Raw genomic sequence first — 14,691 nt, 5'->3', positions numbered from 1 at the left:
GGCGCATCCGAGCCGCGGCGTCCGGTTGGACAAGGCCGCTGAAGTTTATTTGTCCAACTGACCGATCACAGCGCGGATGTGGTCGTATTTAGCTAGGCACAGCTCGAATTGTGATCTGCGTTACGGCACCGCCGGGTACCGCAGAGGACGAAAGGATACACATGTCCATCGCGGAGTTGCGCAGCCAGATGTTGCGCCGCAAACCCCTCGGCGAGGTCGAGGACGAATCCGCCCCTGCCGACGAGCAGCTGTCCCGATCGCTCGGCCTGTGGCAGCTCACCGCGATCGGCGTCGGCGGGATCATCGGCGCGGGCATCTTCACGCTGGCCGGTTCGGTCGCGCACTCCGTGACCGGCCCCTCGGTGCTCATCTCGTTCCTCATCGCGGGCGTCGCCAGCGCCGCGGCCGCACTGTGTTACGCCGAGTTCGCCGGGATGGTTCCCAAGGCCGGGTCCGCCTACACCTACGGCTACGTGTCGCTCGGCGAGATCGCGGGCTGGTTCATCGGCTGGGATCTGCTGCTGGAGTACATCGCGGTCGCCGCGGTGGTCGCCATCGGCGTGTCCGGGTACTTCCGGTTCCTGCTCGGGCAGGTCGACATCACTCTGCCGGACTGGATGATGGGCGCCTCTGGCACGGGCGAGGGCCACGTGGTCGACGTGTTCGCCATGCTGTTCTGTCTCGGCACGGCCTTGCTGCTGTCGCGTGGCATCAGGAGCGTAGGCCGGTTCGAGACCGTCGCGGTCGGCATCAAAGTCGCCTTGGTCGCGCTCATCATCGTGCTGGGCGTCTTCCACATCGACAGCTCCAACTACACGCCGTACTTCCCGTTCGGCGCCGGCGCGGTATGGACCGGCGCGGCCACTGTCTTCTTCGCCGTTTTCGGCTACGACGCGATGAGCACCGCCGCCGAGGAATCCACCGACGGCAAGAAGCACCTGCCCAAGGCGATCATCTACTCGCTGGCCATCGCCATGGTGCTCTACGTGCTGGCCACCCTGGTGCTGACCGGCATGCAGAAGTACGCCGAGATCAGCCCGACCAGTGGTTTCTCCACCGCGTTCGAGTCGGTCGGTCAGCCCGGTGTCGCGAACATCATCGCGATCGGCGCCATCGTCGGCATCGTCACCGTGGTGCTCACCTTCATGCTCGGCGTCACCCGTGTCTGGTTCGCCATGAGCCGCGACGGGCTGTTGCCGGAATGGTTCGCCAAGACCCATCCGGTCCGGAAGGTGCCCACCCGGGTGACGTGGATCGTCGGCATCGGAGCGGCGCTGATGGCCGGGTTGCTGGACATCACGGTCGTCGCCGAGTTGACCAACATCGGCATTTTGATGGCCTTCATCGTCGTGTCCGTCGCGGTGATGGTCCTGAGGCGCACCCGTCCCGACGAGCCGCGCGAGTTCCGGCTGCCGTTCATGCCGGTCGTCCCGCTGGTCGGCATCGGCTTCTCGGTGTATCTGATCTGGTCGCTGCCGTGGCAGACCTGGGCGCGCTTCGTGGTCTGGCTGGCCGTCGGCCTGATCGTCTACTTCGCCTACTCGCGTACCCACTCCAAGCTCGCGGGTACCGACTCGACCGCGACGGCGGGCCTGCGGCACCCCGAGCTGCCCTGACGACGGCCCCGCAACCAGCTCGGGTCCCGGCCTGCTTGCGGATTGCACCAAATTTGCTGCGGTTTGAACCACATGGCCGATCACGCAGTATCCATTGCAAAACGGTCGCTCGACTACATACGGTCGAGGGTGTGGGCATCGGCAGTGCAACGCCTCGTCCACGGGCGGCCCGGAACGGGCCTAGAGGAGCGGTAGCACATGGATCTCCAAGAAGTCGTCGCATCGGGCGTACTCGAACAGCGTGAGCTGTTGGAGCAGGGGGTCCTCTCGGCACAGCAGCTCGTCGAGGCGACTCTCGACGGGATCGACGCCGCCGCGGAACTCGGCGCGTTCACCCGAGTGCTCCGCGACGAAGCCAGGGCCGAGGCGACCGAGCGTGACCGGGAGCGGGCGGCGGGCGGCGCGGTGGGCCCGCTGCACGGAATCCCGATCGCGATCAAGGACGAGTTCGACGTGGCAGGCGTGGTGACGACGTTCGGCACCAGGGCGAACTCGACCCCTGCCGTGGCGGATGCCGAGGTGGTGCGCAGGCTGCGCGCGGCGGGGGCGGTGATCGTCGGCAAGACCGCGATGCCGGAGTTCGGGCAGTGGCCGTTCACCGAATCCAGCACCTTCGGCGTGACCCGCAACCCGTGGGATATGACGCGCTCCACCGGCGGGTCCAGCGGCGGGTCCGCCGCGGCGGTGGCAGCCGGGCTCGTTCCCGCGGCGCTCGGCGGCGACGGCGGCGGCTCGATCCGCATCCCGTCCGCGTGCTGCGGGTTGTTCGGCCTGAAACCGCAACGTGGGCGGGTGCCGAACGCGCCGAACGAACACCTGTGGTGGGCGTTGGGTGTCGCGGGGCCGTTGACTCGCGGCGTACTCGATGCCGCGATCGTCTATGACGTCATCCGCGGCAACGCGCCGAGCGACCGATTCCATGCCTCCGAACCGGTGATGTCGTTCGAGGCGGCGGCCCGCACGGCGGCGCAACCGCTGCGGATCGGCTACAGCATGAAACCTCCAACGCCGCTGCTGGTGAAAACGGATCCGCTCCAGGTCCGCGCGGTTCGCGACACCGCGAAGCTCCTTGCGGAACTGGGGCATACGGTGTTCGAGATCGACCCTCACTACCCGAATTCGACGGGCGCCTTCTTCCCCCAGTTCTTCGGCGGCGTACGCGCCGAGGCAGCCGAAGTGGATCATCCGGGACGGCTCGAACGCCGGACCAAGCAAACGGTCGCGCTCGGCGCATGGGCGCGGCGGCCCGTCGTCGAATGGGCGATCCGGCAAGGAGGATCCTTGGCGCGCAAGGTCGATCGGATCTTCACCGAGTGCGATCTGCTGCTCACCCCGACCATCGCGATCCGTCCACCCCGGCTCGGCGTCCTGGACGGAACCAACACCCTGTCCGCCCAGCTCGCCTCGCTCCCCATGGTCGCCTACACCGCCCTGTGGAACGTCACCGGCAATCCCGCGGCCGCCCTACCCGTCGGCGTCGGCGACGACGGGCTTCCCCTGTCCGTCCAACTGGTCGGACCCGCGAACGGCGAGACGACAATCCTCACGGTGGCCGCGCAGGTGGAGCAGGCGCGTCCGCAGCCACGTCCGGACAGCGCACGCCTCCCATGGCACGAACAACCCGATCGCCGTTCGTAGCCGAAGAACCTTCATCGAGACCGGCTGCGCGGCGAACCCGATTCGGTACCGTCGGGTCATGCGCAAGACCGACTCAGCACGCGGCCCGGCCGTGCCCGGCCACCCGACGTCGGGCGCTTCGATCGACGACATCGACCGGATCCTGCTCGACCAGCTGGCGCGGGACGGGCGCATGACGAACAACGCGCTCGCCGCGGCCGCCGGCATCGCACCCTCCACCTGCCTCGGGCGGGTGCGAGCCCTCGTGGAGCGCGGCGTCATTCGCGGATTCCACGCCGACATCGACCCGGCGGCGCTCGGCCGCAACCTGCAAGCCATGGTCGCGGTGCGCCTGCACGCGAGCGCGCGCAGGCAGCTCGCCGAGTTCGGGCAGCGCATGGCGGCGCTCGATGAGGTGCTCAACGTGTATTTCATCGCGGGCGCCGACGATTACCTCATTCATGTCGCCACCGCCAACACCGACGAGCTGCGGGTGTTCGTCCTGAATCACCTCAGCGCCCATCCGGCGGTCGCCTCGACCGAAACGATCCTCATCTTCGAGCACATGCGCCCGCGTTCGGGATCCGCATGACGGGCGCGCCGCTGGCGAACCGTTACGCGGCCAGGCGTTCCGTCACGTAACCGTGCGCCTGCGCCACCGACTCCGACAACAGCGCTCCGCGATGGGTGCTCAGCCCTGCGGCGAGGCCAGGATCGGCCGCCACCGCATCACGCCACCCGCGTTCGGCGAGCGAGACCACGTACGGCAGCGTGGCATTGGTGAGCGCGACGGTCGACGTGTTGGGCACCGCACCAGGCATGTTGGCCACGCAGTAGAACACCGACTCGTGCACCCGGTAGGTCGGTTCCGCGTGCGTGGTCGGTCGTGAGTCCGCGAAGCACCCGCCCTGGTCGATCGCGATGTCGACCAGCACGGAGCCCGGCTTCATCTGCCCGACGAGGTCGTGGGACACCAGGGTCGGCGCCTTGGCGCCCGGCACCAGCACCGCGCCGATCACCAGGTCAGCCTCGCGAACCGCGGTATCCACCTCGAGCTTGTTCGACATGATGGTCCGCACCTGGCCGCGGTACTGCGCGTCGATCTCGCGTAGGCGCGCGATGTTCAGATCCAGCACGGTGACATCGGCGCGCATGCCGTGCGCTACGGCGATCGCGTTCCCGCCCGCGACGCCAGCGCCGAGCACGGCGACCTTCGCGGGCCTGGTGCCGGGCACGCCGCCCATCAGCACGCCACGCCCGCCGCCGCTGCGCATCAAGTGGTAGGCGCCGGCCTGCGCGGCCAATCGGCCCGCGACCTCACTCATCGGCGCGAGCAGCGGCAGGGAGCCGTCGCGTCCGGTCACCGTTTCGTAGGCGATCGCGGTGCTGCCGGAGGTCAGCAATGCGTCGGTGCACTCCTTGGACGCGGCCAGGTGCAGGTAAGTGAACAACACCTGGTTCTCACGCAGCCGCCCGTACTCCTCGGCCACCGGCTCCTTCACCTTGAGCACCAGATCAGCGGTTTCCCAGACTTCGTCGGCGGTGTCAAGCACCCGCGCACCCTCGACGGTGTAGGCCTCGTCCTCGAATGCCGAGCCGCGCCCGGCGCCCGTCTCCAGGTACACCTCGTGCCCGCGCGACACGAGCTCGTGCACGCCGGCTGGTGTGCACGCCACGCGATACTCGTGATTCTTGACCTCGGCGGGGATTCCGATTTTCACCTGCACTCCTGATCGTCGATGGACGGCTGCCGGTGACCTATACGAAAGAAATCACCGCTCGTCAGAAGTATGAATATTCTGCATCATCATGGCTAGTCTGATGAAAATAATTCTCTTTTTTGGCGCATTATCATTCATATTCATGCTCTTAGCCGATTTTCGGCCCCGCTGTCCGCAACATCTTCGGCATCCGTCGCGCAAGCGAGCCGACGATCAGCGCAACCCGCTCCTGCCCGGCCGCTACCGCTCGCTGCGCGAACGCCAGCAGCGGATGAACAGCGGCGCACTGCGCCGCCGCGCGCCGAGGAGGGTTCTTTCGCCCGCAGCGGAATCGCCGGCACGCCGCGGTCTGCGGCCGCTAGCGTCATCGCGATGAGAATTCTCGAGGTCGGCGCGCAGTTGCATGTGCTCCAGTTTCCCGAAGTGAACGATCTGAATGTCTTCGTGTGGAACGACGAGTCCGAGGTGACGGTGGTCGACAGCGGAATGCCGGGCTCGGCCGCGGAGATCGGTCGCGGACTCGTCGAGATCGGCTTCCGGCGTGCCGATGTGCGGCGATTGATCATCACGCACGCGCATCCCGACCACATCGGTGCTGCCCGCGAGATCGGCGGCTGGGGCGCCGACGTGCTGGTGCACCATGCCGATGCGGATGTGGTCCGCGGCAGACACGCACCGCCGGAGCCGAAGCTGCGGGAATGGGGACTCGCCATCGCTGAGGCGTTGCCGCCGATCCCGACGCCGGAGGCGGCACTGGTGGACCACGAGCTCGACGATGCCGACCGGATAGCCTTCGGCGGAGGCGCCGATGTGATCGCCGTTCCTGGGCACACCGCGGGCAGTATCGCCCTGCATCTGCCGCAGCACCGGGTGCTGTTTACGGGCGACACGCTGGCTAACGTTCGCGGTGCCACCACGCCGGGAGTCTTCAACGTCGACAGCGCCGCCGTCGAGCGCGCTGTGCTCCGGTTTGCCGTGCTGGATGTCGAGACGATCTGCGTCGGCCACGGTGATGTCCTCCGTGGCCCAGCCGTCGCGGCCTGGCGGTCTCAGCACGGTGCGCGCGCCTGACCGCTGGGTTGTTCGGACGTCGGTGCCCGTCCCGGGGCCGAAGAAGACCCGACAGGCTGTTCGATCAGAGTTGAGCGGTGTGTTCGCACGGAGGTAGACCGTCGGCGCGGCGTAGAACGTCGGCGACCGACTCCAAGTAGAGCATGGTGCGCATCGAGGTGCCTGCCACGGCTTGGCCGAGGCGGCGCAGAGACGAATTGTCCAGGTGCGCGATCACTTCCGCGTCTTCGGCCTGGTCTAGGCCGGGGTCGCAGGCGAAATAGCCGGGATCGAGGCCGAATACATGGGCGAGTCCGGTGCGGGTTCGCTCCGGGATCGAGGTGGCCTGCCCGCGGCGAAGGCGCGCCAGGTAGCCGGGGGACATGTTGTATCCCGCGGCGGTCATCCATCCCGCGACCGTCTCGTCGGCCAGCGGGTGCCCGTGCGCACGCTCCCACATCTCGAATGCAAGGTTCAATCGGGTTGTGACATCGATGTCCACGAGCGCTCACCTTCTGGCGGTATCGCCTGTTGACGGATCGAACATTGACTCGACCGTAGCGTGGGAGACTTCGGTCGCCGTGATTTCGTGGCAAATGTCCGGTTAACTAGGGGGCGGAACGTACTCGAGCCCGGTTTTCTCGGGATTGTGGCAGTCGAAATCATGGGCTGCGTCTGATGTTTCGGATCTCGGCGGCGACGAGACGGCGGCGCCGCGGTCGACATGCCGTCACGCAACGGCGTGTCGGCACGCGCGTCGGGGCCCTTCTGATTGCCTGGTTCGGAGCGCTGAACCCACTAATGTGGGAGACACCGCTCGTGTGGCGAATTCCGGGTCAATCGGAGTTCGAGCGTCGGCCCGGTGCGCGGCGGGCCCACCCGGCGAATTCGAGGAGGGGCGAGTGCGACTGAGTTCCGACGAAGCGCGCGGGCGGTTCGCGGGCAGTCCTGTCGCGCGGCTGGCAACTGTCTCGGCCTCGGTGCGCCCGCATTTGGTCCCGATCGTTTTCGTCGTGGTCGGTGACGTCATCTACACCAGCGTCGACGCCAAGCCGAAGACGACGATGCTGCTGCGACGGCTCGCGAATATCGAGGCCAACCCGGCGGTCACCGCCCTCGTCGACTTCTACAGCGACGACTGGACCCAACTGTGGTGGGCACGCGCCGACGGCGACGCACGCATCGCGGACACGGCGGAGGCGGAGGCGGCGAAACGGCGATTGGCCGCACGCTATCCGGACTACACCGCCCAGCCACCGCCAGGACCGGTGATCGCCATCGATGTCGCGCGATGGTCTGGATGGCGGGCGCACTGAGCACTCGGTGCCAGTCCCGGACAAGGTGCCATCCGGTACAGTCCCAGTCGCTGCGATGCGTTCCCCTAGGGGTGCTGCGTCGAGCCACTTGTCGACTGGATCGGGAGGATCCCAATGCCCTCGAATTTCGCGCTGAAGGCGATGAATACGGCGCATCGTGCCCTGCTGAAGGTGAGTTTCGGAAAGCTGGGGAACGAGGTCGGGGGTATGCCGTCGCTCGAGCTCACGACCACGGGCCGTAAATCGGGTCGGCCGCACGCGGTCATGCTTACCGCGCCGGTCGTCGATGGCGACACCTACGTCGTCGTCGCGTCGCGTGGCGGCGATCCTGTGCACCCGGCGTGGTTTCTGAACCTGCGCGACAACTCGGACGTCGTGGTCTCCGTGCGGAGCGGGCCGCGGGTGGCGATGACGGCCCAGGTGGCGACAGCCGAGAAACGAGCGTCGTTGTGGCCCGAGGTTGTCGCGGCGCAGCCGGTGTATGCCGACTATCAGACGAAGACCACGCGAGAAATTCCGCTCGTCCTGCTGACGCCGAAGAACTGACGCGAAGCGCGTAATCGCGAACATCACGGCGACGACGCCCCGCCGCCGTGTCGAGACAGCCGCGCCACGGCGCGGTGGTGGTTCCGGCGGATGGACGCCGAAGAGATACCCGGTCGGTGCCTGGGCTGAGCTGTCCAGGTCGGCCGCTTCGATCAGGTCCGCGAACCGCGTGCTGCGCGATGATCTCGGCGATGTCGACCTGATCGCGCCACGGGCGTTCACACAATCGCGGGGCCTTCCGTAGGTATAGCCACACGCATTACCGATGCGAGGGTCTATACCTACTCGCCCATGATGGTTGTCGTACAAGAAACGAAGGTCCGGTGACGACGCTGTCACCCGTGCACCCCGCCCCCGACAACGGCGTCGGCAGGTCGACAACGAGGTCGGCCCCACAGGCGGCCCCTCAGTCGAGCCGAGCACCAACCGTATCGGCCCGAGAAATCACCTCTGACCAGTACCTACACCCCATTTCGTCGAAGGTGCGCCACTACCTGCCGCTAGTCTGTGCGCCGCGCCGGACACCTCGCTCGCGGACTCCGATGTCCTCCACGGTGTGCTGGTCTCGGCCGCCCCTCGGCGTCGACAGATTGCTGGATGTCGTGCCTTGAGCCGACCGCGCCGTGCCGCGTCGAGGTTGGACCTGTAGCGAGCGATCCGCTTACCCGGTAACCCTGATCCAAAGGACAATCCTTATGTACGCAACCCCTCCACCCCACTCGATCTGATCGCCGCCCTCGACGTCCGCAAGGTCGAAGCCCACCTCACCGGCGCTATCGAGAACTGCACGCCTTACGCCACCGTGTCCGGCTCGCGTACCGCCTGCCCGGCCGACCGCGCCGCCGGGATCCGCCGTGCCGCCCAGGCCGCAGACGCCGAGCCGCGTCCGTTGACGGCCATCGAGATCGTCGACCAGCTCAGTGCCATGGCGGCGTCAGCGTATCTCGAAGCGGGCCCGGTCTGTCTCGGGAGCCGAGGAGCATAAGTTCCGGTCGATCAGGTCGGTGAATTCCTCTGCGCGGTTTCGAAGAGGACGGCCACGGCTCAGACGGAATGGGGAACCTCCCGTGACGTGGCTCGGCGCAGCCGTCCATTGTTACCATGGCGTATGTTCAGCGAATCCGCCGCGGCGGCACAAAGTCGCCGCGAGCAGTTGCGCGACTTCCTCCGTACACGTCGGGCGCGGCTCACGCCCGGTGATGTCGGTATAGCGGCGGTGGGTAGACGCCGGACGCCGGGCCTGCGGCGTGAGGAGGTCGCCGCGCTGGCCGGGGTCGGCGTCTCCTGGTACACCTGGCTCGAGCAGGGGCGCGACATCAATGTCTCGACGGAGGTGCTCGACGCGATCGGTGCGGCGCTGCGTCTGACCGAGCCCGAGCGGTCGCATCTGTATCTGCTGGCCGGTCTCAATCCGCCGCCGCCGGACGCGGCGCGCGACACCGACGTCCCGCCGGAGCTTCGGCACCTCCTCGACGCGTGGCGGCCGGGGCCTGCCGTGCTGCGGGACCGGTACTGGAATCTGCTCGCGATCAACGAGACGGCGCAGACGGTGTTCGGGTTCGGCGACGCCGACCACAACTGCCTGATCTCGTTCTTCACCAACGACAGGTACCGCGGCATGCATGTGCACTGGAACTCGGTCGCACCCGCTGTCGTCGCCGCCTTCCGCGCCGACGCGGCACACTTCCCCGGCGATCCGGAGTTCGACAGAGTGGTCGACGATCTCAGCGCCGTCAGCCCCGAGTTCGCGGAACTGTGGGCACGCCACGAGGTGGGCGCCGCTGCCCAGGCGGTGAAGGCGGTGCGCCATCCCGAGGAGGGCGAGTTGTTCTTCGACACGACGACCCTGGCGGTGGCCGATCGCCCGGATCGGTTTCTGGTGCTGTACAACCCGCAACCTGGTACCGAGACCGCAGATCGGGTCGATCGACTGCGGCATATCCGTCTCGCCCCGGCCTGATCCATCCGCCGAACCTGGTGGTGCCACACCTATGTCAAATGCGCACTGTTCGGATCGCGGCCTCATCGGCACGCTGGCCTTATGACGCACAGCATTTCCCGATTCGACGGCAAGATCGCGCTCATCACCGGCGGCACGAGCGGCATCGGACTGGCCACCGCACGCCGACTGCTCACCGAAGGCGCACACGTCATCATCACCGGCCGCGACAAAACCCGACTCCACACCGCCATCGACAATCTGCACAGCGGACAACGCGTCCTCGGCATACCCGGCGACACAGCGAACCGCACCGACCTCGACACGCTCACCACCGCGATCCGGGACCGACACGGACACCTCGACATAGTCTTCGCCAACGCCGGCATCGCCGCATTCCAACCGACCACCGACATCACCGAAACCGAATTCGACCGCGTCGTCGACATCAACTTCAAAGGCGTCTTCTTCACCATCCAAAAGACCCTCCCCCTGCTGACCGACCACGCGGCCATCGTGATCAACGCGTCCTGGACGCTGCACCGCGGCCTGCCCGGCGCCTCCCTCTACTCGGCGACCAAAGCAGCCGTGCACAATCTGGCGCAGACTCTCGCGGCCGAGCTGGCGCCCAAGGGAATTCGAGTCAACTCCGTGAGCCCGGGCTACATCGAAACCCCGATGTTCCATGACAACGTCTCGGCCGAGGCGCACGCTGCCGTCCTCGCCGAAGTGGCAGCCGGTCGACTCGGAACCGCGGACGATGTCGCCGACGCGGTGGCTTTCCTGGCATCCGACGAAGCGTCCTATGTCAACGGACAGGACCTGGTCATCGACGGCGGACTGGTCGCGGCCATTTCTCGCGCGATGGTGTAGTTACAACTCGCTCGTGCCGGAATAGCAACCGGCACCCGGCTGAAAACCGGTTGGCGCCCGGTTTCGACTGCTCAGTACAGTGAGCCGGTGATTCGCACCGCCGCGTTGGCCCACGTCCGGGATCGTCGCCTGCTGCAGGCGCGATCGGTCGGCAAGGACGTCTTCTACATGGCAGGCGGAAAGATCGACCCCGGCGAAACTCCCGTAGTGGCACTGCACCGTGAAGTGCGCGAGGAACTGGGTGTCGGCGTCGCGTCGTTCGATGAGCTCGGGGTGTTCCTTGCCGAAGCGTATGGCCACACGCCCGGCACCCGCCTGCACATGACCTGTTTCACCGCAGAACTCGACGGTGAACCTCAACCGACCAGCGAAATCGCCGAACTGCGCTACTTCACCGTGAGCGAATACGCCGCCATGGACCACGTCGCTCCCGGCTCGATGATGGTGTTCCGCAGGCTGCACGAACTCGGCTCGGTGGATTGGTAGTCGCGAGAAAGCTTCTGCTTGCCGTGACGTCGGCGAGAAGGTTTAGCGTTGCAGTGAGGTTCGGGTCGAGGAGTACACCCGCTGGGGATCGATCGACATGCCACTCGAACGCGTCGAAAGTCTTGCCGCGCAGGGCGTCACCCGAATCGCGGTGAGCGCGAGCACGGCTGACCCGGAACTTGCTCGCGACGAGCTGTCGGCCTTCGCCGAACGCTTCGGACTCGCGACCGCATCGGCCGGCCAACCCCGGTAGGCAGTCCGTCTCACACCGGGTGGCCCGCGCTCAGGCGGGCCACCGCGTGATAGCGCAATGTCTCGGCCGGGCGTCGCGGTGCTGCGCCATCCTCCGGATCGAGCAGCACCCCGACGTGGTCGCCGAAGTCGTGTCGTTCGAGAATTCGGGCACTGAACCAGCTGGGCACCGTTTTGAGCACCGGCACACCACCGGGGCCGACGTGCCAGTCACAGTGCACGAACTTGTCGATATCATCACCGGTTTCCCCACCGAAGAGCCGGGCCAATGAGAGCTGCTCGCTGCCGAGCACATGCACGGCCAACCGCTCGGCGTACTCCGCGACCCGATAGGTGTGGTTGCGTTTGGACAGGCCGACCAGGAATCGGCGCGGCTCGATACTCACCTGCGTCGCGAAACCGACGAGACATCCGGCGCGCCGACCACCGGCCTGGACGGTGACCACCAGCATGGGATAGTCCGCCGCCGCGACCACCGCGTCGAACATGGCGGTCCGGTCTTCGGTAGCCATCGGTCCTCCCAGCATGATGCGACGTCTTCCCGGATGCCCGCGCGATCGCCGGGCAAACGTGCCGGACCGAGCACCACTTACCCTACAGCCATGGCGGAAAATCGTCTGAGACGGCCACGCCGAGGAGGGAATGGGATGCCCGTGAGAAGGCTGGCGTAGATCAGGACGTTCGGATCTACTTCTGGTGGATCATAGTCGAGCACAACATGTTCCGCGTGCGCCTTTGCGACAACATCCACGTTCGTCCAGCACCACCATCGGGAGCCGAGAGTCCTGGACTACTGGTAGTTGGGGATGTTCATTCCCGCACCCATAGCGGCGCTCCCGGTGGCTTCGGCAGCGGCACTTCCGGTCGCGATCAGACCGGCGACGAGCAGAGCGATGATCATGATTCAGACCTTCCTCACGCGGGAGATTTTCCCGTAATCGCTTGCAGTGCAATGGATGAATTTGCCATTGCACTGCGCATTCCCCACGCAGCGTATGCCCGATTCCGCGGCGGACAATGGATCACGGCTGATTGCCTGCCAATTGACAGCCCGCTCACAGCCTCGAATTCGGTTTGTCCGTGAATGTCCGGATCACGGCCGACTTTTCGGAGTGCCCGGTCCGCCGGACGAACTCACCAAAGGGCCGGGGTCATCGCAGCACGGGCCGGGCGCGACTCCGCAAAGCGAGCACGCCGACGGCGGCACCGGTCATGCACAGCCCGACCCCCCAGAGCCCGGCACGCTGAGTCCCCATCACGTCCTTCAGTCCCCCAGTAGCGTACGGCGCCACGAAACCGCTGATGTTGCCGATCGAGTTGATCAGCGCGATACCGCCCGCCGCCGCGGCGCCGGAGAGGAACGTGCTCGGCAACGCCCAGAACGTCGGCAGCGCCGCGAGCACGCCGACCGCGCAGACGGTGACCGCAACCATGGCGGCGAATGGATTGCCGAGATGGAGGGCCACCGGAATGGCGAGTCCGCCGACAAGCGCGGGCAAAGCGACATGCCAGACCCGCTCTCCGGTCCGGTCGGCGTGGCGGCTCCACCACACCATGACCACCGCGCCGATGAGGTAGGGCACGGCGTTGATCAGTCCGCGCTGCACCACCGAGTAATGCGTGTCGTACTGCTGCTGGAAGCCGCTGATGATCGTCGGTAAGAAGGAGCCGAGGAGCAGCCAGCGACCTCCGTCGAACAGGTGGAGTGTGGGCATTCGGCGGGCGAGCGCCTGCTCGGGAAACGCTTGAATATGGCGGACAGTGCGACCTCGACACACCCAAACCGGTTGCCCCCCTGCGCTATACGGAGCGACGTTCGCACGCACCGAGCGGATCGGGCGACTATGAGACGTTCAGCGGAGGGGATTTGGGGAAAACGACCGGTAGGGCGACCAGAGCCCGGTGGAGCGGACCGGGTCGCCAGACCAGATCGTCTGCCGCGACGGCGAGCCGCATATCGGGCAGGGCGTCGAGCAGCTGGTCGATGGCGTCCTGGGCGATCATGTACGCCACCGACCTGGCCGGACAAGCGTGCGGCCCGAGACTCCACGCGAGATGAGCTCGGTTGTCGGTGTATTCGCCCGAATTGATCGCGGGGTCGATATTGCAGCCGGCCATACTGACGACCACCGGCTGGTGCGCAGGCAGCCAGACATCGTCGATCAGGATCGGTTGCTTCGGGAAGGAAACGCAGTAGTTCGACAGCGGCGGGTCGGTGAACAACACCTCGTCCAATGCGTCGCGCGTCGACAGGCTGCCACCGAGGAGACCGGCGGCGAACCGGTCGTCGGTGAGCATCAGCCGCAGGGTGTTGACGATCAGGTTCTGCGTCGGCTCGATTCCCGCGCCGTACAGGCACAGCACCTGGTGGATCATCTCCCCGTCGTCGAGGTTGGCTGGATGTTGCAGCAGCCCAGAGACGATGTCGTTACCGGGCTCCGCTCGTTTGAGAGTCACCAGGTCGAACATCGCTTGGCTGAACATCGCGTTGCCCTTGTCGGCGTCCACGCCTTCGAACATCGCGGCCAAACCGGTCGCGGCCCGCTGTCCGATTTCCGGCGGGCAGCCGAGCATGGCGTTGATCACCGCGAAGGACAGCGGCAATGCGTACTGGCTGATCAGGTCGGCCGAGCCGTCCTCGCAGAAGGTGTTGATCAGCGGAACGGCGATCTGCTCCACTGTGGCGTGCAGGGCGAACAGGTCGATCTCTTCGATGCCCGCGACGATGGCCTGCCGGTAGCGGGTGTGCGTCGGTCCGTCGTTGCGGATCACGGCCGGACGCCACTCCAGCATCGGCAGGACCGGGCAGTCGCTGGGGATATCCTTCTGCCAGGTGCGCGAATCGTGCGGGAAATGGTCGGGATCGTTCAGGATCCGCAGCGCGGTGTGGTATCCGATCACCAGTGTCGCCGGTACGCCGGGCGCCAATTCCACCGGAGCCAGCGAACCGTACTGGCGATGCATCTCCCGGTAGGTCTGGTGCGGATCCGCCGCGAACGCCTCCGAATACAGCGCGACCCGGGGGCCGTCGGTATCGATCGGCGATCCGTGCTGGACGGGGCAGGCGTTCGTGGACGGTGAGCTGTGCGGCGGGAACTGTGACGTAGTCAAAGACGAAACTCCAGACAAGCGAACAGGATTCGACGAGCACGCGCAATGAGCGCAAGCACGTGCCTCGGTCACGTGCGTCGAGTGGCGTACGGGCGTCGGTTTCGGCCGAGAGTCCGCGCGTCCCTCGTCGAGCGGGTACCGCGCGGTGCCTCGAACCGAACCCT

15 protein-coding genes and 1 pseudogene are annotated in these 14,691 nt (G+C 66.5%); 10 read left to right on the top strand and 6 right to left on the bottom strand.

All coding sequences use genetic code 11. The features are described from left to right. The first annotated feature begins 161 nt into the window (after positions 1-161). The 3 genes from OHB12_RS00700 (at position 162) to OHB12_RS00690 (ending at position 3,825) form a co-directional block, all read left to right on the top strand. Positions 162-1,616, top strand: a complete 1,455-nt coding sequence (locus OHB12_RS00700; protein WP_327115157.1) for an amino acid permease — start codon at positions 162-164, stop codon at positions 1,614-1,616. Positions 1,617-1,814: 198 nt separating this feature from the next. Then, entirely contained in the window at positions 1,815-3,254 is a 1,440-nt protein-coding gene (locus OHB12_RS00695; RefSeq protein WP_327115156.1) for an amidase, read from the top strand. A 58-nt stretch (positions 3,255-3,312) separates the two neighbouring features. After that, the gene (locus OHB12_RS00690) at positions 3,313-3,825 is read left to right on the top strand and encodes an Lrp/AsnC family transcriptional regulator (protein WP_327115155.1); all 513 of its coding nucleotides are present in this window, start codon (positions 3,313-3,315) and stop codon (positions 3,823-3,825) included. 22 nt (positions 3,826-3,847) lie between these two features. Here the strand turns inward: OHB12_RS00690 and ald are convergent, their stop codons facing one another. Continuing rightward, positions 3,848-4,954, bottom strand: a complete 1,107-nt coding sequence (gene ald, locus OHB12_RS00685) for an alanine dehydrogenase (RefSeq protein ID WP_327115154.1) — start codon at positions 4,952-4,954, stop codon at positions 3,848-3,850. 372 nt (positions 4,955-5,326) lie between these two features. Between ald and OHB12_RS00680 the strand changes: the two genes are divergently transcribed. Further along, complete coding sequence (locus tag OHB12_RS00680) at positions 5,327-6,025, top strand: MBL fold metallo-hydrolase (RefSeq protein WP_327115153.1); 699 nt, start codon at positions 5,327-5,329, stop codon at positions 6,023-6,025. Positions 6,026-6,089: 64 nt separating this feature from the next. On the opposite strand, the gene OHB12_RS00675 is transcribed toward OHB12_RS00680, so the two are convergent. Further along, positions 6,090-6,506, bottom strand: coding sequence for a hypothetical protein (locus OHB12_RS00675; protein WP_327115152.1), 417 nt, complete (start codon positions 6,504-6,506; stop codon positions 6,090-6,092). Between the two features lie 406 nt (positions 6,507-6,912). Here OHB12_RS00675 and OHB12_RS00670 point away from each other — a divergent pair, with 406 nt between their 5' ends. Both OHB12_RS00670 and OHB12_RS00665 read left to right on the top strand, forming a co-directional pair. Next, positions 6,913-7,320, top strand: a complete 408-nt coding sequence (locus tag OHB12_RS00670) for a TIGR03668 family PPOX class F420-dependent oxidoreductase (RefSeq protein WP_327120814.1) — start codon at positions 6,913-6,915, stop codon at positions 7,318-7,320. Positions 7,321-7,434: 114 nt separating this feature from the next. Continuing rightward, complete coding sequence (locus OHB12_RS00665) at positions 7,435-7,866, top strand: nitroreductase/quinone reductase family protein (RefSeq protein ID WP_327115150.1); 432 nt, start codon at positions 7,435-7,437, stop codon at positions 7,864-7,866. A gap of 792 nt (positions 7,867-8,658) precedes the next feature. Here the strand turns inward: OHB12_RS00665 and OHB12_RS00660 are convergent. Continuing rightward, entirely contained in the window at positions 8,659-8,793 is a 135-nt protein-coding gene (locus tag OHB12_RS00660; RefSeq protein WP_327115148.1) for a hypothetical protein, read from the bottom strand. A gap of 181 nt (positions 8,794-8,974) precedes the next feature. On the opposite strand from OHB12_RS00660, the gene OHB12_RS00655 reads away from it, so the two are divergent. The 4 genes from OHB12_RS00655 (at position 8,975) to OHB12_RS00640 (ending at position 11,417) form a co-directional block, all read left to right on the top strand. Then, the gene (locus tag OHB12_RS00655; protein WP_327115146.1) at positions 8,975-9,826 is read left to right on the top strand and encodes a helix-turn-helix transcriptional regulator; all 852 of its coding nucleotides are present in this window, start codon (positions 8,975-8,977) and stop codon (positions 9,824-9,826) included. An 81-nt stretch (positions 9,827-9,907) separates the two neighbouring features. Next, complete coding sequence (locus tag OHB12_RS00650; protein WP_327115144.1) at positions 9,908-10,678, top strand: SDR family NAD(P)-dependent oxidoreductase; 771 nt, start codon at positions 9,908-9,910, stop codon at positions 10,676-10,678. A gap of 87 nt (positions 10,679-10,765) precedes the next feature. Beyond that, positions 10,766-11,164, top strand: coding sequence for an NUDIX hydrolase (locus OHB12_RS00645; RefSeq protein WP_327115142.1), 399 nt, complete (start codon positions 10,766-10,768; stop codon positions 11,162-11,164). Positions 11,165-11,261: 97 nt separating this feature from the next. Beyond that, complete coding sequence (locus OHB12_RS00640; RefSeq protein ID WP_327115140.1) at positions 11,262-11,417, top strand: hypothetical protein; 156 nt, start codon at positions 11,262-11,264, stop codon at positions 11,415-11,417. A 10-nt stretch (positions 11,418-11,427) separates the two neighbouring features. On the opposite strand, the gene OHB12_RS00635 is transcribed toward OHB12_RS00640, so the two are convergent. From OHB12_RS00635 to OHB12_RS00625, 3 genes and pseudogenes are all read right to left on the bottom strand, one after another. Then, positions 11,428-11,928: a flavin reductase family protein gene (locus tag OHB12_RS00635; protein WP_327115138.1), complete on the bottom strand. Its 501-nt coding sequence runs from the start codon at positions 11,926-11,928 to the stop codon at positions 11,428-11,430. Positions 11,929-12,567: 639 nt separating this feature from the next. Continuing rightward, positions 12,568-13,089, bottom strand: a pseudogene (locus OHB12_RS00630) (MFS transporter); the annotation flags it as partial. A 169-nt stretch (positions 13,090-13,258) separates the two neighbouring features. Continuing rightward, a complete protein-coding gene (locus OHB12_RS00625; RefSeq protein ID WP_327115136.1) occupies positions 13,259-14,527 on the bottom strand; it encodes a cytochrome P450 in 1,269 nt (422 codons plus the stop codon). Positions 14,528-14,691 lie beyond the last annotated feature (164 nt).

Origin of the sequence: Nocardia sp. NBC_01730 (assembly GCF_035920445.1) — a bacterium.
In the GTDB taxonomy this organism is placed as follows: domain Bacteria; phylum Actinomycetota; class Actinomycetes; order Mycobacteriales; family Mycobacteriaceae; genus Nocardia.
This window is presented reverse-complemented; position numbering and strand designations above follow the sequence as displayed.

Coding starts and splice junctions, on each gene's coding strand:
- OHB12_RS00695 (WP_327115156.1), top strand. CDS start 1,815: ATGGATCTCCAAGAAGTCGTCGCATCGGGCGTACTCGAACAGCGTGAG.
- OHB12_RS00660 (WP_327115148.1), bottom strand. CDS start 8,793: ATGGCACTGAGCTGGTCGACGATCTCGATGGCCGTCAACGGACGCGGC.
- OHB12_RS00640 (WP_327115140.1), top strand. CDS start 11,262: ATGCCACTCGAACGCGTCGAAAGTCTTGCCGCGCAGGGCGTCACCCGA.
- OHB12_RS00655 (WP_327115146.1), top strand. CDS start 8,975: ATGTTCAGCGAATCCGCCGCGGCGGCACAAAGTCGCCGCGAGCAGTTG.
- OHB12_RS00680 (WP_327115153.1), top strand. CDS start 5,327: ATGAGAATTCTCGAGGTCGGCGCGCAGTTGCATGTGCTCCAGTTTCCC.
- OHB12_RS00650 (WP_327115144.1), top strand. CDS start 9,908: ATGACGCACAGCATTTCCCGATTCGACGGCAAGATCGCGCTCATCACC.
- OHB12_RS00690 (WP_327115155.1), top strand. CDS start 3,313: ATGCGCAAGACCGACTCAGCACGCGGCCCGGCCGTGCCCGGCCACCCG.
- OHB12_RS00700 (WP_327115157.1), top strand. CDS start 162: ATGTCCATCGCGGAGTTGCGCAGCCAGATGTTGCGCCGCAAACCCCTC.
- OHB12_RS00665 (WP_327115150.1), top strand. CDS start 7,435: ATGCCCTCGAATTTCGCGCTGAAGGCGATGAATACGGCGCATCGTGCC.
- OHB12_RS00635 (WP_327115138.1), bottom strand. CDS start 11,928: ATGGCTACCGAAGACCGGACCGCCATGTTCGACGCGGTGGTCGCGGCG.